This window comes from Deltaproteobacteria bacterium, from assembly GCA_016208165.1.
Lineage (GTDB): Bacteria > Desulfobacterota > Desulfarculia > JACQYL01 > JACQYL01 > JACQYL01.
Genome location: JACQYL010000021.1, coordinates 1 through 19885 on the forward strand (window position 1 = coordinate 1; position 19885 = coordinate 19885).

Here is a 19885-nt window from a genome sequence, read left to right on the forward strand (position 1 = left end):
CGGGTTTCTTATCTATATTCCTTTTCTGGTGTTGGACATGGTTGTGGCTTCCGTTCTGTTGAGCATGGGAATGATGATGCTGCCGCCTGTCATGATCTCGTTGCCGTTCAAGCTACTTTTGTTCGTACTGGTGGACGGCTGGAATCTGTTGGTGGGTTCTTTGGTGAAAAGCTTTATGTAAAGGTGGCGATATCATGACCCCGGAGTTTATTGTCGGATTTGCGAGTGAGACGATTAAGGTCGTGCTTTTGGTTTCCGCGCCGATGTTAGGGCTCGGCTTGGCCGTCGGTCTTATCATAAGTATTTTTCAGTCGGTTACGCAGATACAGGAAATGACACTGACGTTCGTTCCGAAAATCGTGGTGGTGATGTTGGCGCTGCTGTTTTTTGCACCATGGATGATGGAAACACTCTTGGATTTCACTAGAAAAATACTTCAAGGGTTTCCCATGTACGTGAGATGATCATGGACTTTCTATTGATACCTGCGGCGGACGCACAGAAGATCCTGCTCATTTTGGCGCGCGTGGCGGCCATTTTCTTCGTTGCTCCCATTTTCGATAATCGCTCTCTCCCCAATCTCTTCAGAATCGGTTTCGCACTGATTTTGAGCGTGGTGTTGTTCCCGGCTGTGGATGCCGGGGAGTGGGAGGTTCGATCGCCTCTTCCGATGGTGGTCTATCTGGTCAAAGAGATTCTGGTGGGAATGATTCTGGGGATGGCGGTTGATTTCATCTTCGGGGCCGTTCGTTTGGCCGGGCAGATCGTTGGCTTCCAAATGGGTCTGGGTATCGTGGCTATTATCGATCCGTTTACAAGTTCTCAAAGTTCGGTGATCACCCAATTCTACGATTTCATGGCCATTTTGTTCTTTTTCTCCTTCGACGCGCACCACATGGTCATACGGGCTATGGCGGAAAGCTTCCAATTCATCCCTTTCGGAGGTTTGGACTTCTCCGGGTCGCTGCTGTCACAAATTATTCACCTGTCCGGTCAGATGTTTCTGTTGGCCATGAAGATCGCTGTACCGGTACTTGCCGTGAGTTTTTTCGTGGACATGGGGTTGGCGCTGTTGGCGCGGACCGTTCCCCAGATGAACGTGTTTATCCTGGGATTCCCATTAAAGATCGGGGTGGGTCTTTTAGCCATAGGGTTGAGTGCAACGTTCTTCGGAATCCTGTTGCGAAAGGTGTTCTTCGATAGTGGCGGCCAGATCCACGGTCTTTTGAGAGCAATGTAAATAGGGAAGATCGGATGCCTGCCAAAGGCGATCAGGAAAAGAGTGAACAACCGACCGCACGGCGACGCCAGAAAGCCCGCGAAGAAGGGCAAGTGGCCAAAGGCCGGGAGTTGGGTGGAGTAGTCGTTCTGCTGACGAGCCTGTTGTTCTTCTTTCTGGTCGGGCAGTACACGTTTTCAGAAACGGCGAAGCTGTGGAGCAGGCTGTTCTCCAGTTTTATCAAACCGGAGATGACGGTAATTTCTGCAACGGAGCTGCTGGTATCCGTAGTCGTAAGCATGGCAAAGATTCTATTGCCCCTCATGATGGCCGTGTTCGCAGGAGCCATAGTGGCGAACGTGGCGCAAGTGGGATTCATGATCTCGGGCCGCGCCGTCAAGGCGGATCTTTCGAGGCTCGACCCCATTAAGGGATTCAAAAAGATATTCTCTCTGAAGTCCCTGGTGGAGTTGGTGAAGAACCTCGCCAAACTCTCGGCGGTGGGTCTGGTGGTGTACTTGACGATCAAATCCGAAATCGTCCATGCGTTTCCACTGATGGACGAAGGTGCGTGGGCTATCCTCGCCTACCTCATGAAGACTAGTTTCACCATTTTTCACCGGACGGCGTGGGTGCTACTTATTCTTGCGATATTTGACTACATGTACCAGAGGTGGGAATTCGAACAAGATTTGAAAATGAGCAAGCAGGAGCTCAAAGACGAATACAAGCAGACGGAGGGAGATCCGCAAATCAAGTCTCGTATCAAAGCACTCCAACGGGAAATGGCCCGCCGCAGGATGATGGAAGAGGTGCCAAAGGCGGCGGTGGTGATCACCAACCCGACGCATTTGGCCATAGCGCTTCGATATGAAAAGGGGATGAGGGCTCCGGTTGTGGCCGCCAAGGGCGCCGGTTTCATTGCGGAACAGATCCGAAAAGTAGCCCGACACCACGGTGTTCCGATCGTGGAGAATCGAGCTGTGGCGAGAATCTTGTATAAGGTGGGAGAAATCGGTGGAGAAATTCCCACGGCATTATACAAAGCGGTGGCGGAAATTCTGGCTCACGTATTTCGAATCAGCAAGAAAGGCCTAGTTTAGGAAGGGACGGACCGGGAATGGCTGAAAGAAGTTCGATCGTCGAAAAGGCATTGTCCCAGAGTGACCTTTTCCTGGCTTTCGGAGTGGTGGGCGTACTGCTCATTATGATAATTCCGCTCCCTACCCCGCTCCTCGATTTATTGCTTTCTCTGAACATCACACTGGGCATCATCATTCTGCTGGTTTCCATGTACATTCAGCAGCCACTGGAATTCTCCGCGTTTCCTTCCGTTCTGCTGGTGACCACGTTGTTTCGGCTTTCCCTGAACATCGCGTCCACCAGAATTATTCTACTGCGGGGCAACGAAGGTGTCGATGCCGCGGGACAAGTCATTCAGGCTTTCGGCTCCTTCGTGGTTGGCGGCAACTATGTCGTGGGTCTGGTCGTGTTTCTGATCCTTGTTCTGATCAATTTCGTGGTCATCACCAAAGGCGCCACTCGCATCGCAGAAGTCGCCGCCCGTTTCACTCTGGACGCCATGCCCGGAAAACAGATGAGCATTGACGCGGATCTCAATGCCGGGCTCATTGATGAAGCGGAAGCCCGAAGCCGGCGCCTGAGAATATCGAGGGAGGCCGACTTCTATGGTTCCATGGACGGTGCGAGCAAATTCGTTCGCGGGGACGCCATCGCGGGTATCATCATCACTGTGATCAACATTGTTGGCGGGCTGCTGATCGGAATCCTGCAACAGGGTATGAGCATGTCCGACGCAGCGAAAACCTACACATTGCTTACCATCGGCGATGGCCTGGTATCTCAGGTTCCTGCGCTGATTATTTCGACGGCCGCAGGCATTAATGTGAGCCGTGCCGCTTCGGACGCCAATTTGGGACAGGATCTTGCCCGGCAGCTCTTTTTGAATCCCCGGGCCGTAGGCGTTGCCGCATCGATCGTGTTTTTCTTCGCCCTTATCCCAGGACTTCCCCAAATTCCGTTCTTGGTGCTCTCCTGCATCATGGGCGGCATGGCCTATCTGGGATATCGCGAGTCCAAGAAAGGGGAGAAGGCTGAAGTGGAGGGTGTTAAACAATTGCCCGAGGAGGGAGTTCCCGAGCAGGTGGAGTCCCTTTTGCCATTGGACATCATGGAACTGGAAGTGGGTTACGGCCTTATCCCGCTGGTCGATGTGCAACAAGACGGCAGCCTCCTCGAGAAGATCAAATCCATCCGGAGGCAGTTTGCTCTGGAGATGGGTTTCATCGTTCCGCCGCTGCACATAAGGGACAATCTTCAGTTAGGCCCCAACGAGTACTCATTGTTGATAAAGGGGAACCAGATAACACGCGGGGAACTTGAACCGGATCAATTGCTGGCCATGAAGGCGGGAGAGATTTCCGAGGAGATCGAGGGGATCAAGACCAAAGAGCCCGCTTTCGGCCTCCCTGCCAAATGGATTCGCCCTTCCGAAAAGGAACGGGCTCAAATGGCGGGATATACGGTGGTGGAGCCTGCCACGGTGTTGGCTACGCACCTGACGGAGGTGATACGAAAGCACGCCCATGAACTCATGGGACGACAGGAAACGCAGAAATTGCTGGACAACTTGGCTGAAACCCATCCGAAAGTTGTGGAAGAGTTGGTGCCGAATATACTCAGCGTCGGGCAGGTTCAGAAGGTACTCCAAAACCTGCTCAGAGAAAACGTGTCCATCCGAGATCTGTTGACCATCCTGGAAACCTTGGCTGATTACGGTCATTCGATTTCAAATACGGATGTGCTCACGGAGTACGTGCGCCAGGGGTTGGCGAGGACCATTACCAAGCAATACCAGTTGGAGGACCGCTCTCTGCCGCTTATGACGTTAGACAAGACGATCGAAGACATTATCGTAAGTTCCATCCACCGGACGGAGCAGGAAACCTATTTGAGCCTCGACCCCAGTATTGCACAGAAGATCATCACGGAGTTCAGCAGGTCCAACGAGACGTTCGGCCGAATGAACGTCCAGCCGGTGGTGCTCTGCTCTCCGGTCGTTCGACCTCATTTGAAAAGGCTGACTGAACGTTTTTTCCCCAATTTGGCCATACTGTCACACAATGAAATTGCGCCGGAAGCGAAAATCCAGTCCTTGGGAGCGGTAAAGGTATAACCATGCAGCTGAAGCGATACGAGGGGAAGACGTTGCGCGGGACTCTTGAGAGGGTCAAGCAGGAATTGGGCCCGGACGCCCTGATCGTGTCCAGCCGGACGTTCCGTAAAGAGCACGGACTCCTGGGTCTGCTGAGTGGTCGGAAAGTCGAAGTCGTGGCAGCTATAGACAGGCATACGGCGCGCCCGAACACGCTCAAGGAAGCGATCCGTCATACGAGGTCCGCAGCCCGGAAGACAAGTCCGGCTCCGGAATCCGGGAGCGTGCCGCCGGTGGTGAACAAGACCCATTCGCGAAACGACCCCATCGAATCCCTGTTAGAGGAACTGGACATCGGACCGGAGATGAGCGCTTATTACAGACAAATGGTACGATCCGGCGTTCAACCCCAGATCGCCTTCAGACTGATTAGAAGCGCACAGGAAACCTTGAGAAGCGGCGAGAGTCCGGCCGCCGGGTTGACGGAGGCGGTCGAAAAGCAAGTACCTTTCGTCAACCATGAGAAAGAGACGCCGAAATTCGTGGCGCTGATAGGACCTACCGGAGTTGGGAAGACTACCACCGTGGCCAAACTGGCGGCCAGAGATCGGTTTGAGAAGCAAAAGAGCGTTGCGTTTGTCACAATGGACACCTATCGGATCGCCGCGGTGGAACAGCTTCGAGTATACGCGAACATCTTGGGTGTGCCTTTACATGTCGCCCATAAACGGGACGAACTCTCAGCCATTCTTCAGAGCCTGGAGCGGTTTGATCGAGTCTACGTGGATACGGCCGGACGTAGCCCTTGGGAAGAATGCCACATCCGGGATCTCGGGTATGCTTTTGAACGATGCATAGACCTTCATCCCATGCTTCTTGTTGGTGCGAACACGAATGAAGTGGACGCGCGTTATATTGTAAAACGGTACTCCGAACTGCGTCCCCGGTCGCTCGTGATTACCAAGGCCGACGAGTGCATGTGTTTCGGCCCGGTGTTGAATTATCTGACCGGAAGCGGTATTCCTTTGGCATATGTGTCCAACGGTCAAAATGTTCCGGACGACTTGGAAGCCGCAACTCCAAAGTCTATACTCAGGTACCTTTTTATGACGAGAAAGTCGGTTTAGGGAATGATACCATGGATCAAGCCAGCAAACTGCGGGGAATGGCAAACGCAATGAATAATGAAAAAAGCGCGGGTCCGTTTATTTTAGCCGTAACCAGCGGGAAAGGAGGGGTAGGGAAGACCAACGTGGTGGCCAATCTCTCTTGCGCGCTGGGCAAATTGAACCAGCGTGTCCTGGTCTTGGACGCCGACATGGGGTTGGGCAACATTGACATCCTGCTGGGGCTTGCGCCCAAATATAACATTCAACACGTATTGAGCGGAGAGTTCCGGGCGGCGGATATTCTGGTGGAAGGACCCTCCGGAGTAAAGATACTTCCGGCCAGTTCAGGCATTCAAGAGCTCTCGGAACTGACAGCGGATCAGAAGATAGGATTGGCGGCCGAGCTGGAGTCGCTCCTCTCCGAGATGGATGTTTTTTTAATTGACACTGGTGCTGGAATATCTTCTAATGTCATGTACTTCAATGCTATGGCACATGAAGTCTTGATCGTTGTGACTCCGGAGCCGACGTCCATTACGGACGCCTATGCTTTGATGAAAGTAAGCTCTTTGAAATACTCCGGAAAACGATTCAAGATTCTGGTTAACGCAGTGAAGAACCGACAAGAGGCCTACCAGGTCTTCGAACGTTTGAGTATGGTCACTCAGCGTTTTCTGAACCTGTCGCTGGACCTGTATGGCTATGTCCAATCCGATCCAAACATAACCAAAGCCATACGGGAACAACGGGCGGTTTTGGAGCGTTTCCCACAGACTCAAGCCTCCAAACAGTTCACGCAGCTGGCGTCAAAGATTCGGGACGAGGCGGTCTCTTTTAAAAGAAGGGGACTTGCCACCGGCCGCGTTTTCTGGAAAGGGTTTCTCGAGGATGCAGAGCGTTTCCATTAGGAGGGCTTTCACATCAAGTGTATTGATAAGGTAATGGCGCCGGTTAGCACTTCGGTGGCATGCCACTGAGGGCATGAAGCAGAAACGGCGCGGTTTCACCAAGAACTCGTAGCCGCAAACATGAGTGGACACGCACGTCTATGCAGGGTTTGAGTGCTTACCAAAAAGCGGCGCGTAAATCCTCTCTAACGCCCTCAGAGCGGGAAGCGAAAATATTAGAGCATGTGCGTCTGGTCAAGAAGATCACGAACCGTATTGCCATGAGGCTTCCCCCTCATGCAGAAATAGAGGATTTGTACAGCGCGGGCATCCTGGGTCTGATCGATGCGGTGGAAAAGTATGACCCGAGTAAAGGGGTTCCGTTTGAGGCGTATGCGGAATTCCGGATACGCGGCGCCATCTTCGATGAACTCAGAGCGCTGGACCCCACGCCCAGAGCGCTCCGCAGTCTATCCAAGAAAGTGGAAGAGACGTACGCGGCTCTTGAGGCGAAACTGGGTCGCGGGCCGGACGATGACGAAATGGCGCAAGTGTTGGGGGTCAATCTCGACGAGTTTCGTAAGATTCTGATGCAAATCAATTCCACCCTGACGCTGAGTCTGAACGAACTGGTGGGAAACAGGATCGGACTGCAGCCCAGAGAACTGTTGGATTCTCTCGAAGACACTTCCGGCAAGAGCCCGGCAGAGAATTTTGAGATGGGGGAGCTTAGAAATATTCTGGCGCAGGCCATCGACGAGTTGCCTGAGAAATATAGACTTGTGCTTGCCCTTTATTACTACGAAGAAATGAACATGAAAGAAGTGGGGCAAGCTTTGAACATCACCGAGTCGAGGGTCAGTCAGATACACTCAAAAAGCATGATGGTGCTGAGAAAGAAGATCAGGGCCTCCACGGGCGCAATGGCCTGACGCACGTTGCCGTTTTGAGGTTCGCCTGTGTCTCGTTTGACGTTGCAGGAGGAAATAAGTGGTTGATGCAGACAAAAGATTTCTGGTGGTAGACGATTTTGCGACAATGAGGAAGATCGTCAGAAATCTTCTTCGCCAATTGGGATATCAGCATATCGATGAAGCGGAAGATGGTGTGGTTGCTCTGAGGAAACTCAAATCCACAAAATACGATATGATCATCTGTGACTGGAACATGCCGAACATGACGGGTATCGAGCTGCTCCGAGAGGTGCGTTCGGACGAATCACTCAAGGTGATTCCCTTTCTGATGGTAACCGCTGAAGCCAACAAGGAAAACGTGATAGAGGCGGTAAAAGCGGGTGTCAGCAATTACATAGTCAAGCCGTTTACGGCCGATACGTTGAGTGGCAAGATTGACGCAGTACTGAAGAAGTAGTTTTCGAATCGAGATCCTCGTTTCGACCTGAGCCCGGACATCCCTGAGATGGGACTGTGCAGCACCCGGCGCCGCCTCCGGGAGAGAGTGAAACCGAGGAATGAGAGAAACATCGCTGCGGTTCGAAAAACAAGGGCGCGAACCGGCGGCAAGGCAGGTTCGAGCGGTTTTGGACTGGGAAGTCCATGAAGGCGAACGCTTTGAGGGTTCGGACATAACAATCACAAGAAAACAGTAAATCAGAAAGCCATAATTTCACTCTTTGGAAGATCCAGACACCGTCCAGCTTTCCGTCCATCCCGATCATTCTGGGCTGAACTACAAAATACGCCCGCGGAAACGGCCGCGAATGCGCCTTGGAACGTTGATTTTCCTGGCGTTCCTGGTGGTCGTCGGTGGCGCATGGGGTTACATTCACTTCTATTGGGGCGGGATGACGCCCTTCTTGTGCCAGTTTCCTCAGGTAGCGAGCCTTCTTGACAGGGAAAAGATTAGCCTGAAGCCTTTTATCGTGCCTTCCCCATCAGCGAAGGCGACTTATTTGCTTGTGACCGTGGAATTCACGGTTGAGAAAGGCAGAGGGCTTCTTGTCTCCAAGCAGCTCCCTCTCCTCCGCGGGACCGTGCTAAACGCGCTCATTCAAAGCAAGGAGTTGGCCCGACCCCGTAGGGTGAGGTTCGGAGGAGCCATAGCTTCCATCAACGCGAAGCTGGGAGAAGGCACAATTCGTGAGATGTGGATAAGAGAAGTGCGCTCCATCTGACGGGGCGATCCACTACGTTTGGAAAGATCGGATAACAGCGGGCGTATTCTGAAGTTTTTTAGTCTCGTTTGTCAACGTTTCGAATAAGGCATCGGATTTGGGTTCAGATAACCTTTCCGCTGATTCACATACCGGCCCGTATTCTTCAGGACCATCCGCACCAGCCAAGGCCAGCGCGCAGGACCTGTTTGCACTCAAATCGATCATCGAACAGGTCCAAGTCAAGGTGGGCCTTATTGATCCCTACTCCCAGACGTACCCTCTGATTGAAGCTCGGGAGCTTCAACCTCCCTTCGATCCTGCGATCCTGGAATACAAAGAACTGCCCGGATTTTCCATGGTGGCGTTCGACAGGCCTCTCGAATACCAAGACGAATCTTTCCAGTACGATCTGCTCCATGATCCGGAAGGCTCGTCTTCGCTTGAAACGATCATGCAGAGGAATCTGAACCTGTTTTTGAGCAAACTGCCGAGGACTCGTCACGAAGAATTGATCCGCCGGCTGGAAGCCCTGGACGTAACCTCGCTGGAACAGTACGAGGACACCCTCGAGTTCATCTGCGGTATGGATCGGGGTCATGTGATTGCCCGCAGCGGAAGCGGAAACTACCGGCTTCTTGGGATATATGCCTCCTTCCCGTCGGACTTGGACAACCAAATCAAACGGTTCGGTTTAAAAATCGGAAAATTTAGGGCCGGAGACAGCAAGCTTTACGAACGAAACCGATTCTTTGTTTATCGATACCTGATGGAGCTGTACGGGTTCCCGATTTCTTCCGAAAGACGTACGTCGGCGGCCATGTTCGCCAGGAAGCTGGCCAAGAACAACGAAAACTTCATCGTGTCCGTCCTGGGGAATTCCGACCGGGTTTTGACATTCTTGTCGTCTCGAGGGAAAAAACACTGGCCCCTGGTAGAGAAAATCGCACTGGTCTCCCTTGACGAAGATGCAAAGGACATAGTCGACGAACTCGACGAGGCCGGATATTTTGTCGACCGCGAGCGGAAAGTGATCATCTTCAAGGCAACGTACATCCAGCATGAATACAATCCGGACAACCTCATCGAGGACCGTGCGCTTTCCGTGGTGGAACAGGAAGCCATTCATCCCGTCACGGGGGATCGGTTTTCCAATCTGAACCTGTTGAAGACGACACAGAGGCGCCTGGTCCGGCTGAACGACATCGTCCGCGGTGAGCATCAGGGACAAATCGTGTACGGAGACCACGAAGTGATCTATGGCACGGAAGACCACCTTTCACGTTTGAAGTTTCTCAATGCGTGGCTCGTCAAACACAGACGCACCCTATTGGGCTATTCACCGCGGACATTCAGGCAAATTGAACGGACGCTGCACAGTTATCTGAAAGATCCGGACCTGATTCCCGAATTATTACGCTACCCCGTTGTCTACCGAACCGCTTGCATGTTCGTAGATACTCTCCGGCAAGAGTTTCAATTGGTCCAGTTGGAGAATGCGCTTGAAAAGAAGGACGGGAAAAGGCGGTCTCTGTCCTACAGAGACCGCCTGGCGCTACTGCTCGAATTCCTGTATCGGGAACGCGAGCTGATCAACTATCAGGAAGAGGTTTTCGAAAAGGTCATGTTTCTGTGCGATCGTGTTTTGGACGGCGACTATTTCAAGAAACGGTATCGAACCCGGCAGAGAAAAACAGAATCGGCGTACGAGAAAGACGTACTCGAGTTATACGATCAGGTGATGAGACAAAGGAATCGCCTGGAATTACGCTACTTCCGCTCGTCGTATTCCACCAGCGCGGTGTGAGAAGTAAACAGCCCCGGCTTCCAGTTGCCGTTCAAACTTCCCAAAGGTCTGAAGTGGCCGTCCGGTGATAAGGAGTGAGCGATTCGTCGTAGTTAGAAAAGGAACTCAAATTGAACGCCGCCGAGCCATTCGGCCCCCAGGTCTTTTTGCTGTCCCGGCTCCACGTTCACATCGTTTCCGAAGGCGTAGTAACCCAGTTCGGGGCTAAGCAGAAGATAGCTGCTCAAAGCGTAAGGCATCCGTACGACGGCGGCCCACCGCGTGTTGGAATCGTCATCCTTCCATTGGGGGTTTCTTACGACCTGAACGCCTCCGATGAAGTGCATGGCAAGGGGTTTGGCCCCGAAAGAAAGGTCAAAGTAGCCGCCGTAGCCTTTGGTGTCTGCGAGTGTTTCCTCGTCGCCCGAATACAATCTCCCGTCGGCGTGCTTAGCCGCATAGCTCGAGTTGTAAAGCCCTCGGTAGACGCTCCCCACATTCATGCCGTAGTGAGCGGAAAATCTGGCGCCGATGGATCCGGCATGCAGGGAAAAGGGGACCTCCACAACCCAAGCCGACGCCGTATCTTCGCTGCTCTGGAGATCTTCCGCCTCGGTTTGCATCAAGGTCAGATTTGGAAGAACGGAAATACGTTCAGATTCGATGCCGCCCGCAAGGTGAAAACGGGGACCAAAGCCCAGGGTAAATTCCTCCTCTGGAAGACCGGGAAGAGAGCGATTCGAGACTCCGAAAGCAAAGTAGAGAGGATTATGCCGGAAAACAACGTTAATCCGGGGGGCTTGATCGCCGGCATTTCCCCATCCCTCCGGGCCGTTCCTGCGCCCAGCTCCTATCCCGAAAAATTGGCTCGGGCTTTGTCGGCCGGCTCCGAGCGTACCCCTGTTCCCGGCCTCGATGTGGAAATGTTTGAAATCCGGCCACCCGTATAGGCTGGGCGCCGACGCTCCGACATCGTAAGACGTGGTGTACGGATCCCACGAATCCGATTCAAAATCCCCAGGGTAACCCGGTACGAATCGGTCCCAGCGGAGAGGGTATTGTCCGGGCGGGTAGTAGAAGGTTCCCCGGGTGTCCTTATCCAGAAGCGAAAGCGTAGTTCCAGCGCCATGCAACCCCACGACCGGCCGGGTCGTAAGGTGGGCGGAAGAGCCCGCCACGCCGCCCTTTGCGGCGAGCAGCAACAGGAGTACCGTCACGAATACGATTTTAACGGCTTTCGTCATTGCGCATTCTTCTATCATGTTCTAAGCGGACTTGCGGACAGGAGCGGCCACGAACGTGTTCGCTCCTCAAAAGGGGAAAATTGCAACAGAGAACATCACCCTGTAAAAGTACTATACACTCTCGCATAGAAAACGTCAATAGTCAAAAAGCACATTTGCCTGGAAAATGACCTCATTGGCCGCTCGCCTCAGTAAAAGAGAATGTATATATGAGGATCGTAGCCGTCACTTGAGCGACGCTTCCTTAATATAATGGACGGCAAGTACCTCGAGAATCGGTTTAAGTGGACGAAGTTAATATCATGGCATCCTGCTTCGGCGATTTCCCGTGAGATGCATTACAAATCAGGTTGTCCAAAGAGCCATGACCGGTCTCTTGTATATCTCGCTCATTTGCCATCTTACCCGTTTCGGGTATACGTCCTTAGAGGTCCCGTTCCGGCCCTATGATGAGTCCGGCCATGCCCTACAGCACTTGACTCTACCTTAGAGTTCACTATACCTAAATTAAGTAACGTTAGAATTCACAGGTGATGTCAAAGCGTGACAAAACGCATATTTAAAGACCCGGCCGCATCTCCAGAAGTTTAACGCGCCGGGCGCAGAAGCTTCAGACGATCACTCCAAGGGTATTAGTGTTTGTTCCTCGGGCGGTCACTCACATGGGGCCGAAGGATTTCGCCCGGTGTTCGTAGTCTCTTTTTTTGTTGTTCATGGCCTGAAAAAAATGGAAAGTGTAGGCGTCCTTTCGGAGACAAACTAAAAAAGATCGAACGTCCCACAACATTCCGGCCAGCCAACTTCTTGAAACCGCATTCGGGATGCATTAGGGTTGATTCCTTTTGAGATCGTTGATCCATGGCAAGAAGAGCTGGTGATGAAACGCACGAATCCGGCAAGACAGTTCGACGTATGCGCGGTCGGGCATATAACCTGGGATTGTATCGTGTCCCCAACGCTCCGGACGCGTATACCCGGAGGCACGGCTTACTACGGCGCCGTGGCGCTCGCGCGGCTGGGACTCGAAACAGCGGTCGTGACCCGGTTGGCCGGGAAGGACCGGGAGGCGCTGATACGGCCGCTCGAGAGGCTGGGCGTCCGCGTGTTTAACTTCGAAAGCGCCGAAACCACGTTTTTCGAGAACGTGTACGAGGGAGGCGCCCGCGGAACGCGGACCCAGAAGGTCCACGCCCTGGCGGAAGGGTTTGTTCCCGAGCACGTGGAAGGCGTATCCGCCCGGATGTTTCTGCTGGGGCCCCTTACCAACACAGACATGCCGCTCTCTCTGTTTCGATCCGTCAAGCGACCGGATAATCGGATTGCCGTGGACGTCCAGGGCATGTTGAGGAGGGTCTCCGGCCATTCCGTGGAATCGGCGGTGTGGGGGGATAAGCTCGAGGCTCTGAGGTGCATCGATGTACTCAAAGCGGACGACAGGGAAGCTCGTTCCCTGACCGGCGAGAACGAGCTTGGGAAGGCCATGCGGAGGATCGCGGAGTATGGTGTTCGCGAGGTATTGGTGACCCTGGGGAGTCAGGGGGCCCTGTCGTTGTGCGAAGGTCGGGAAGTGCGAATCCCGGCCTTCGAGCCCAGACGACTGGTGGACACGACAGGATGCGGGGATACGTTCCTCGCCGGTTATTTGTTTGGAAGACACCGCTCCATGGGTGTCCGGGAGGCCGGCCTGACGGCCGCGGCCCTTGCGGCCCTCAAAGCGGAAGTTCTGGGTCCCTTCCAGGGCTCCGCGCGCGACTTGACACGGTTTTCCCTTACGGCTCCGGGACTGATCCCTTGTTGAGAGGCAACGCAGCCGGCCCGGCCCACGGGCGCATCATGCTTAGAGCAGTTCCGGGGCGGCGTTGTTCACCTCTGTGTGCATTCTACGTGTAAACATGATAATGTTCCGACGGTAGCATTGAACGAATGCGTTTTCCGATTTCAACACCGCGACCTCCCCTGTGACGAACCTCGAATCTGCATCCGGGACAAGGGTTTTTCAGCTGCGGGACGTTAGAGGGGGCGCGGTCCACCCCATAGGAAAGGAAACAACATGAATCGTCGAGAGTTTGTGAGAAGCTCGGCCCTATTGACGGCTTCTCTGGCATTACCCGTGGTTTGGGGCCATGAAACCAAAGCCGGCGGCGCACCCGACGCCGTGATCGCCGAGGGGGATCCGGGTCCTGCCGTTCGTGCGGCCATAGCAGGGTTGGGCGGCATCGAGCAATTCGTCAAGAAGGGCGACAAGGTGGTCGTCAAGCCCAATATGAGTTTTTCCAACCCGCCTAGCTGGGCCACCACAACCCATCCCGACGTCATAAAGGAGATCGTTTCCCTGTGCGTGGCGGCGGGAGCCGGTCAGGTGCTGGTATTGGACAATACGCTTCGGGACAGGGAGATGTGCATCGAGCAAAGCGGTATTGCCAAAGCCTGTGAAGTGTTTCCCGAGAGCCGTGTACTGGGTCTCAGCGAAAAGAAGTTTTTCAAAGACGTCCCCGTGCCGGAGGGAAAGGAACTCAAGTCCACAGCCGTTATGAAAGACGTGTTGGACGCGAACGTGGTGATCAGCGCGCCGGTGGCCAAATCGCACAGCAGCGCCGGCGTGAGCCTGTCCATGAAGAATATGATGGGCGTGGTATACGACCGGGCCGTGTTCCATACCCTGTACGACCTGCACACAGCCATCGTGGACTTATGTACCGTGGCCAAGGCCCATCTCACCGTCGTGGACGCCACGCGCCTGCTTTCCACCGGCGGTCCCGGCGGTCCCGGGAAGGTACTCCAACCCAGAAAAGTGATTGCGTCCACGGATATGGTGGCCGCCGATGCGATCACCGTGGATATGGGGGAATGGTACGGCCGGAAATTCGAACCGGGCCAGGTCAAACACATCCGGGAGGCCCATGAACGTGGACTAGGCCGAATGGACATCGACAAACTGAACATTAAGCAGGTTCAAGCTTGAGATTCCAACGACTCGTTCAGATCGCCCTGTTCGTCCTTTTCGCTTTGCTGCTGTGGCAGGCCAAATATCCGTTGGCGGAAGGACTTCCGGTCGACCTGTTTCTGCGTCTGGATCCGACGATCCTGCTGGGTACGATGTTGGTCAGTGGGACCTGGATCACGGACCTCTTCCGGGGGCTGGCGGTTCTGCTCCTGGCGTTGGTATTGGGCCGTTTCTTTTGCGGCTACGTGTGTCCGCTGGGCGCTACGGTAGACGCCGCAGACTGGATGATCAGGCGAAAGAAGCCGGGACGAAACGGGAATGCGGCGGAAGGGAACACACGGATCCAGGCCTGGAAGTACCTTTTGCTGTTCGCCGTGTTCTGCTCCGTGCTGGCGGGGGTCTCGCTGGTATTCCTGGTTTCGCCCATATCCCTGGCCACACGGTTCTATACAGTCACCGTATATCCCGTTCTCCTTTCGCTGGCCGATTCATGCCTGTGGTTCGTGGAGAATATTTCGAGTTACCTGGGCCTGGATGGAGCCGGTTATCTTCAGATCAAGCACGTCTCGTTCAACGCCAATGTGTTCACCGCCTTTTTCGTAACGGGGCTTCTGCTCCTGGGCCTGTTACGTCCCAGGTTCTGGTGCCGGAATGTGTGTCCGGCCGGAGCGATGTTCGCCCTGTGTTCCCGGAAACCGATGGTGCGCCGAACGGTGAACGACCGATGCACGGATTGCGGGGCCTGTATCCGCTCCTGCCCCATGGGCGCCATTTCGAACGAGCCTCAACGCACTGCTCATTCCGAGTGCATCGTGTGCCTGAAGTGCATGGAAGTGTGTCCTGAAAACGCGGTCTCCTTCCGTTGGACCTTCGAGAAAAACGCGGCCCCTGCCGTCGATCCAGGCAAAAGACGCCTTGTGCTGAGCGGGTGCGCCGGGCTCGCAGCAGGCTTGTTGCTGAAAACCAACGTCGGATCGGTGCAAGGTTCCGCCAAAGATCTGGTCATATCCAGAGTACGGATCCTAAGGCCGCCGGGCGCGCTGCCGGAAGAAGCGTTTCTGGATCGCTGCGTCCGGTGCGGCGAGTGTATGAAGGCATGCCCTACCAACACCCTTCAGCCGGTATGGTTCGAGACGGGTATCGACGGGGTCTGGAGTCCCAAATTGGCTGCACGATATGCCGCCTGTGAACAGGCATGCAATCTGTGCGGCCGGGTATGCCCCACCGGGGCCGTCCGTCCCTTGAGCCTCGATGAGAAGAAATACGCCAAAATCGGAACCGCTTTTATCGACCGTTCCAGGTGCATTGCGTGGGAAGAAGACCGCGCCTGCCTGATCTGTGATGAAATCTGCCCTTACAACGCCATTGTTATGAGGCCTGTGACCGACAACCGCAATACCGTTCCTTTTGTGAACGAGAACAAATGCAATGGATGCGGCTATTGCGAGAACAAATGCCCCGTATTGGGTGAAGCGGCCATACGCGTGTCGCCGCACGGCGAACTCCGGTTGTTCGACGGCTCCTACGAACGGACGGCCCAGGCGCACGGACTGGTGTTTCATGCAAAGGGCGGTCTGGAAGAATCGTTTTCTTTCACCAAACCCAAACAGGACGGCAACACTTCCCCGGAAATCCCTCCTGTTCCATCTCCAGACCAGTTGCCTCCGGGATTCACGTCGGACTAGTGTCGAGTCGCCCAGATCGTTTTATCTTTTTCAGCTGAAGGAAACTTTAGAAATCCCGCCGGAGGCGGGACTCGGACTCCCGTCAAATTCTCCATGCGTTGCCGCGCCGCCTTCGGCGGAGCGGGGGAATCGCTCGAAAAGGATCGGACTCCGCCACTATCGTGCGTATGCCGTCAAATGGATTTAAGCCATTTAACACCAGCTTTTCGCTGTAACACTGGACGTCCCGTTATCTCCGACGGTGATTTCGACTCGAGCCCGAACCCGGATTCTTTTTGAATCGGTTTCCGTCAGTTGACAAGAGCCTGCCCTGTGAACAACTTACGCTCAATCCGGGCTTGCCCCGGCAGGTGCATGGATGAGTGGCAACATGTTCATTCCGAAACATCGATACAAGGAGGTGAATGGTATGGCTATCGAAGAAAGAAGTCTGCATCTCAGATTGCAGGAATATTGTGACTGCTATGTTCAGACGGATTACAAGAAGCAGCTTGAAGTGCTCAGCAAGGAGGGGGCGGCAGCCGACGCAACAGGGGACATGGAGGAAGTGGCTCTGAAATTCCTGGGGCTGGCCATTATGTACGGCATTACTGAAGGCGCCAAGAAAGTATCGCTGACCAGAACAGCCTCCGACCATATCAGTTTCGAGATCGATGCGACCGGCAAATACAAATTGCCTGCTCCGAAGCCGGAGTTGGCGGGGCGGATGTTCGAGGTCATGCGGTCCATCACGCATCTCGAAGGTCCAAAGGCCGGCGAGCCCGTGTCCTTGGGGCTTAAGAACGATCGACTGGAATTGATGGTGTCTTTTGATAAGGTCGGGGGAACGGATTCGCTGTCGATCGGGTTGCCGGGTTGATTCCGCTCCCTTACAAAGACATCACTCGATCGGTGGGCGCCATACCTGATCCGAAGAGGATCCTCGCCGGAGAGACGCTTATCCCAATACAATGAGATGCGTGTCTCCGGGGCCATGGATGCCGGTGGTCAGGGTCGCTTCGATGTCCGCCGTGCGGCTGGGACCGGAGATGCAAACCATCCAATCTCCCGGCCGCGAAGGGACCTGTCCGGTTTCGATCAGTTCGGAGAATACGTTTCCGAGGTCGGCAACGATCTGTTTTTTGTCCAAGATGCCAACAATGATGGGGGGAATGAGAGAAATCGCTCTCGATACGCCGGCATTGCCATTGAGAACCATGGTTCCTGACTGCGCCAGCGCTCGGGAGACTGGAAAAATACCCAGTTCAGCGTCTTTCAACGCGGGCGTCACGTCCTTTACCGAATCACTGATTTCCTCCTCCGAATACGATATCACCGTTACGCCTGCCTCTTCCGTCAGCCGATCGAGATGAAACGTTCTCAAAAACGCGTCCGACAGGACGGCTATCTTGTGCGCATCAGCGTTATGAATGAGTGTGGACAAAATCCGCCGAACCTCTTCTTCGGAATGGGCTCGATGAAAATGGGCGCCCAACGTTTGAAGGGCAGTAGAAAGCCTGTCCTCGAGATCCGCGTCAGGGATCTTCGAGCGTCCGGGCGTATCTTCCAACGAGCCCTCGACCACACATTCACCGGGCCGAGCCGTCCGGCGAAGAGCGTTCAGTATGTAGGTCCGATCTCCGTTCAATGATTCACTCACTCCGTTCAAACCTTCTATGGGACAGTTTGAACCCGTCCGGCGCTTTGGCCACGTTCAGTATGGGTTCCGCCGACCGTGCGATTCGAGACGCCCATCGAAGCACGGTTTCGTCGCCCGCGACTCGACTCCACACCTCGACTCTCAGACGGCGACCGTACATCCTGTGCCGGGCTTTCCAATTCTCGGTTACGTCGCTTCGGAGTTCGAGCAGCATGTTCGGAATGTCGATCTTCACCGGGCACACGTCCCTGCAGGCGCCGCAGAGAGTCGAGGCAAACGGCAACTCCTCGTGCGCGTCCAGGCCGAACAGAAGCGGTGACAGCACGGATCCCATGGGACCCGGGTACACCGTTCCGTAGGCGTGTCCGCCGATCTTCGTGTACACGGGACACACGTTAAAACAGGCTGCACACCGGATGCAGCGCAGGATCGAACGGTATCGTTCGTCTCCGAGAATGCGGCTTCGGCCGTTGTCCAACAGGACGAGGTGGAACTCTTTAGGCCCGTGCCGGGTCTTGTCCGCCATCGGAGGGTTCAAGAAGCTGACGTAGGTGGACAATCGCTGTCCGGTGGCGGATATGATCAATAGGTTCAACAGGACATACAATTCCGACCAGTCCGGTACGACCTTTTCGAGGCTCATGATGGATACGTGCACGGGAGGGCAGGTCGTGCTGAATCGGATATTGCCTTCATTCTCCGTAAGCACCACCGTTCCCGTGCGGGCCACGGCGAAATTGGCGCCGGTGACACCCATTTGGGCCTCGAGGAACTTGCCCCTGAGATGCTCCCTGGCCTGGGCCATAAGCGCTTTGGGTTCGGTCACTTTGGGTTTCAAAAGTTTCCGGGCGAACAGCAACGAAATGTCTTCCTTGGTTTTATGAATGGCCGGAGCCAGAATGTGGGAAGGATGCTCATCCGCGAGCTGCACGATGAACTCGCCCAGGTCGGTTTCCACCGGCTCCACGCCGTGGGCCTCGAGGGCGTCGTTCAGTCCGATCTCTTCCGAGATCATGGACTTCCCTTTTACGATGGTTTTAACGCCGCGGCTGAGGGCCAGATCCAACACGTAACGGCGGGCGGCCTCATCGTCTTTTGCCCAAAATACATGTCCTCCCTGGCGAGTGACGCTCTGTTCGAGGGTTTCGAGACAGCCGTCCAGATGGTCCAATGTGTGTTCCCGAATGGCTCTGCCTCTTTCCCGAAGCGCTTGCCAATCGGGGATTTCGGCAACCGTCTTCTCTCGCATGGAAACCAGGAGCCGGGTCGCCGCGGACACACCCTTCTGAAGTTGAGCGTCATTCAGCGCGGCCTGATATCGTTTCCGAAAACGGTTCTCACGCACGAGCCATTCCTCCCAGAACTTCGGCCACGTGAAAGGCCTTGACCCTCGAACCGATGCGATCGAGAGCGGCTTCTATGTTCAGGAGACATCCCGTTTCCGCCGTAATGACCGCGTCTACACCCGTTGCCTCGATCATCCGGGCTTTTTCTTCCGACAGGGCTCGAGAGATGGGAGCGTGGGTCCATCTGAAAAGACCGCCGAATCCGCAGCAGCGATCCGATTGCTCCATTTCGACCAGAACCAGCCCGTCCACGTGTTGCAGAAGACGTCGTGGTTCCTCCCGAACGCCGAGATGACGGGTAACGTGACACGAATCGTGGTAGGTGGCGCGAAGGGGGCATTGTACGCCCAGATCGAGGCGTTTTGCCACGTGAACCAGGTATTCGGTGAGTTCGTAGGTCCGGGCGGCCACGGCCAGGGCCCGACGTCGCCAATCCGGCTCTTTGTCGAACAGGGCGGGATAGTGATTCCGCACCATATTCACACAGGATCCGGATGGAGCCACAACGGCGGAGTACGCTTCATGATGTTGAATCCACTTCCGGGCCACTCTTCGAGCCTCTTCCCGGAAACCCTGGTTGAACGCCGGCTGTCCGCAGCAGATCCCCGGACCGGGCGTCTCGAAACCCAGGTCCAGTTTCCTCAATACGTCCGCGGACGCCCGCGCAACGCCGGGCCTGAACTGATCCACCACGCACGGAACGAACAACGAGATTGTTTCCCTGGGTTCAGGGCTCAT

Annotated in this window: 19 protein-coding genes; 15 read left to right on the top strand and 4 right to left on the bottom strand. The window is 54.8% G+C overall.

All coding sequences use genetic code 11. The annotated features are described in order from the left end of the window. The 11 genes from HY788_03700 to HY788_03750 all read left to right on the top strand — a co-directional run. Positions 1-181, top strand: a 181-nt coding sequence (locus HY788_03700; protein MBI4773279.1) for a flagellar biosynthetic protein FliP, incomplete at its 5' end; no start/stop codon positions are given. 13 nt (positions 182-194) lie between these two features. Continuing rightward, a complete protein-coding gene (gene fliQ, locus HY788_03705; GenBank protein MBI4773280.1) occupies positions 195-464 on the top strand; it encodes a flagellar biosynthesis protein FliQ in 270 nt (89 codons plus the stop codon). Positions 465-466: 2 nt separating this feature from the next. Further along, complete coding sequence (fliR, locus tag HY788_03710; GenBank protein MBI4773281.1) at positions 467-1240, top strand: flagellar biosynthetic protein FliR; 774 nt, start codon at positions 467-469, stop codon at positions 1238-1240. A gap of 14 nt (positions 1241-1254) precedes the next feature. Beyond that, positions 1255-2322, top strand: coding sequence for a flagellar biosynthesis protein FlhB (gene flhB / locus HY788_03715; protein ID MBI4773282.1), 1068 nt, complete (start codon positions 1255-1257; stop codon positions 2320-2322). A gap of 17 nt (positions 2323-2339) precedes the next feature. Further along, on the top strand, positions 2340-4415 hold the full coding sequence (gene flhA, locus HY788_03720; GenBank protein ID MBI4773283.1) for a flagellar biosynthesis protein FlhA: 2076 nt from the start codon (positions 2340-2342) through the stop codon (positions 4413-4415). Positions 4416-4417: 2 nt separating this feature from the next. Next, positions 4418-5521, top strand: coding sequence for a flagellar biosynthesis protein FlhF (gene flhF, locus HY788_03725; protein MBI4773284.1), 1104 nt, complete (start codon positions 4418-4420; stop codon positions 5519-5521). 11 nt (positions 5522-5532) lie between these two features. Continuing rightward, positions 5533-6411 carry a MinD/ParA family protein gene (locus HY788_03730; GenBank protein MBI4773285.1) on the top strand — a complete coding sequence of 293 codons (879 nt, stop codon included), beginning with the start codon at positions 5533-5535 and terminating at the stop codon, positions 6409-6411. A gap of 140 nt (positions 6412-6551) precedes the next feature. After that, the gene (locus HY788_03735; GenBank protein ID MBI4773286.1) at positions 6552-7322 is read left to right on the top strand and encodes a FliA/WhiG family RNA polymerase sigma factor; all 771 of its coding nucleotides are present in this window, start codon (positions 6552-6554) and stop codon (positions 7320-7322) included. A 58-nt stretch (positions 7323-7380) separates the two neighbouring features. Then, positions 7381-7761, top strand: coding sequence for a chemotaxis response regulator CheY (locus tag HY788_03740; GenBank protein MBI4773287.1), 381 nt, complete (start codon positions 7381-7383; stop codon positions 7759-7761). Positions 7762-8110: 349 nt separating this feature from the next. Beyond that, complete coding sequence (locus HY788_03745; protein ID MBI4773288.1) at positions 8111-8524, top strand: hypothetical protein; 414 nt, start codon at positions 8111-8113, stop codon at positions 8522-8524. Positions 8525-8621: 97 nt separating this feature from the next. Then, entirely contained in the window at positions 8622-10310 is a 1689-nt protein-coding gene (locus HY788_03750; GenBank protein ID MBI4773289.1) for a hypothetical protein, read from the top strand. 92 nt (positions 10311-10402) lie between these two features. Here the strand turns inward: HY788_03750 and HY788_03755 are convergent, their stop codons facing one another. Beyond that, a complete protein-coding gene (locus HY788_03755) occupies positions 10403-11533 on the bottom strand; it encodes a hypothetical protein (protein ID MBI4773290.1) in 1131 nt (376 codons plus the stop codon). Between the two features lie 877 nt (positions 11534-12410). On the opposite strand from HY788_03755, the gene HY788_03760 reads away from it, so the two are divergent. The 4 genes from HY788_03760 (at position 12411) to HY788_03775 (ending at position 17021) form a co-directional block, all read left to right on the top strand. Then, positions 12411-13331, top strand: a complete 921-nt coding sequence (locus tag HY788_03760; GenBank protein ID MBI4773291.1) for a ribokinase — start codon at positions 12411-12413, stop codon at positions 13329-13331. 252 nt (positions 13332-13583) lie between these two features. Continuing rightward, positions 13584-14495, top strand: coding sequence for a DUF362 domain-containing protein (locus tag HY788_03765; protein ID MBI4773292.1), 912 nt, complete (start codon positions 13584-13586; stop codon positions 14493-14495). Continuing rightward, positions 14492-16162 (top strand): 4Fe-4S binding protein, encoded by a 1671-nt coding sequence (locus HY788_03770; protein MBI4773293.1) that lies wholly within the window; start codon positions 14492-14494, stop codon positions 16160-16162. The genes HY788_03765 and HY788_03770 overlap by 4 nt, the downstream gene beginning before the upstream one ends. 409 nt (positions 16163-16571) lie before the next feature. Continuing rightward, positions 16572-17021: a hypothetical protein gene (locus tag HY788_03775; GenBank protein ID MBI4773294.1), complete on the top strand. Its 450-nt coding sequence runs from the start codon at positions 16572-16574 to the stop codon at positions 17019-17021. Positions 17022-17099: 78 nt separating this feature from the next. Here HY788_03775 and HY788_03780 read toward each other — a convergent pair whose 3' ends face one another. Genes HY788_03780 through HY788_03790 form a run of 3 tightly spaced genes read right to left on the bottom strand, consistent with a single transcriptional unit; the run spans position 17100 to position 19885 of the window. Continuing rightward, positions 17100-17801, bottom strand: coding sequence for an LUD domain-containing protein (locus HY788_03780; protein ID MBI4773295.1), 702 nt, complete (start codon positions 17799-17801; stop codon positions 17100-17102). Further along, positions 17794-19146, bottom strand: coding sequence for an iron-sulfur cluster-binding protein (locus HY788_03785; GenBank protein MBI4773296.1), 1353 nt, complete (start codon positions 19144-19146; stop codon positions 17794-17796). Before HY788_03785 ends, HY788_03780 begins: the two co-directional genes overlap by 8 nt. Next, complete coding sequence (locus HY788_03790; GenBank protein MBI4773297.1) at positions 19139-19885, bottom strand: (Fe-S)-binding protein; 747 nt, start codon at positions 19883-19885, stop codon at positions 19139-19141. The genes HY788_03785 and HY788_03790 overlap by 8 nt, the downstream gene beginning before the upstream one ends.

Excerpts from the sequence above, each read along its gene's own strand:
- HY788_03775 (MBI4773294.1), top strand. The coding sequence starts at position 16,572 with ATGGCTATCGAAGAAAGAAGTCTGCATCTCAGATTGCAGGAATATTGT.
- flhA (MBI4773283.1), top strand. The coding sequence starts at position 2,340 with ATGGCTGAAAGAAGTTCGATCGTCGAAAAGGCATTGTCCCAGAGTGAC.
- flhB (MBI4773282.1), top strand. The coding sequence starts at position 1,255 with ATGCCTGCCAAAGGCGATCAGGAAAAGAGTGAACAACCGACCGCACGG.
- HY788_03745 (MBI4773288.1), top strand. The coding sequence starts at position 8,111 with ATGCGCCTTGGAACGTTGATTTTCCTGGCGTTCCTGGTGGTCGTCGGT.
- HY788_03765 (MBI4773292.1), top strand. The coding sequence starts at position 13,584 with ATGAATCGTCGAGAGTTTGTGAGAAGCTCGGCCCTATTGACGGCTTCT.
- HY788_03735 (MBI4773286.1), top strand. The coding sequence starts at position 6,552 with ATGCAGGGTTTGAGTGCTTACCAAAAAGCGGCGCGTAAATCCTCTCTA.
- HY788_03760 (MBI4773291.1), top strand. The coding sequence starts at position 12,411 with ATGAAACGCACGAATCCGGCAAGACAGTTCGACGTATGCGCGGTCGGG.
- HY788_03755 (MBI4773290.1), bottom strand. The coding sequence starts at position 11,533 with ATGACGAAAGCCGTTAAAATCGTATTCGTGACGGTACTCCTGTTGCTG.
- fliR (MBI4773281.1), top strand. The coding sequence starts at position 467 with ATGGACTTTCTATTGATACCTGCGGCGGACGCACAGAAGATCCTGCTC.
- HY788_03790 (MBI4773297.1), bottom strand. The coding sequence starts at position 19,885 with ATGAGCCCTGAACCCAGGGAAACAATCTCGTTGTTCGTTCCGTGCGTG.
- HY788_03730 (MBI4773285.1), top strand. The coding sequence starts at position 5,533 with ATGGATCAAGCCAGCAAACTGCGGGGAATGGCAAACGCAATGAATAAT.
- fliQ (MBI4773280.1), top strand. The coding sequence starts at position 195 with ATGACCCCGGAGTTTATTGTCGGATTTGCGAGTGAGACGATTAAGGTC.
- flhF (MBI4773284.1), top strand. The coding sequence starts at position 4,418 with ATGCAGCTGAAGCGATACGAGGGGAAGACGTTGCGCGGGACTCTTGAG.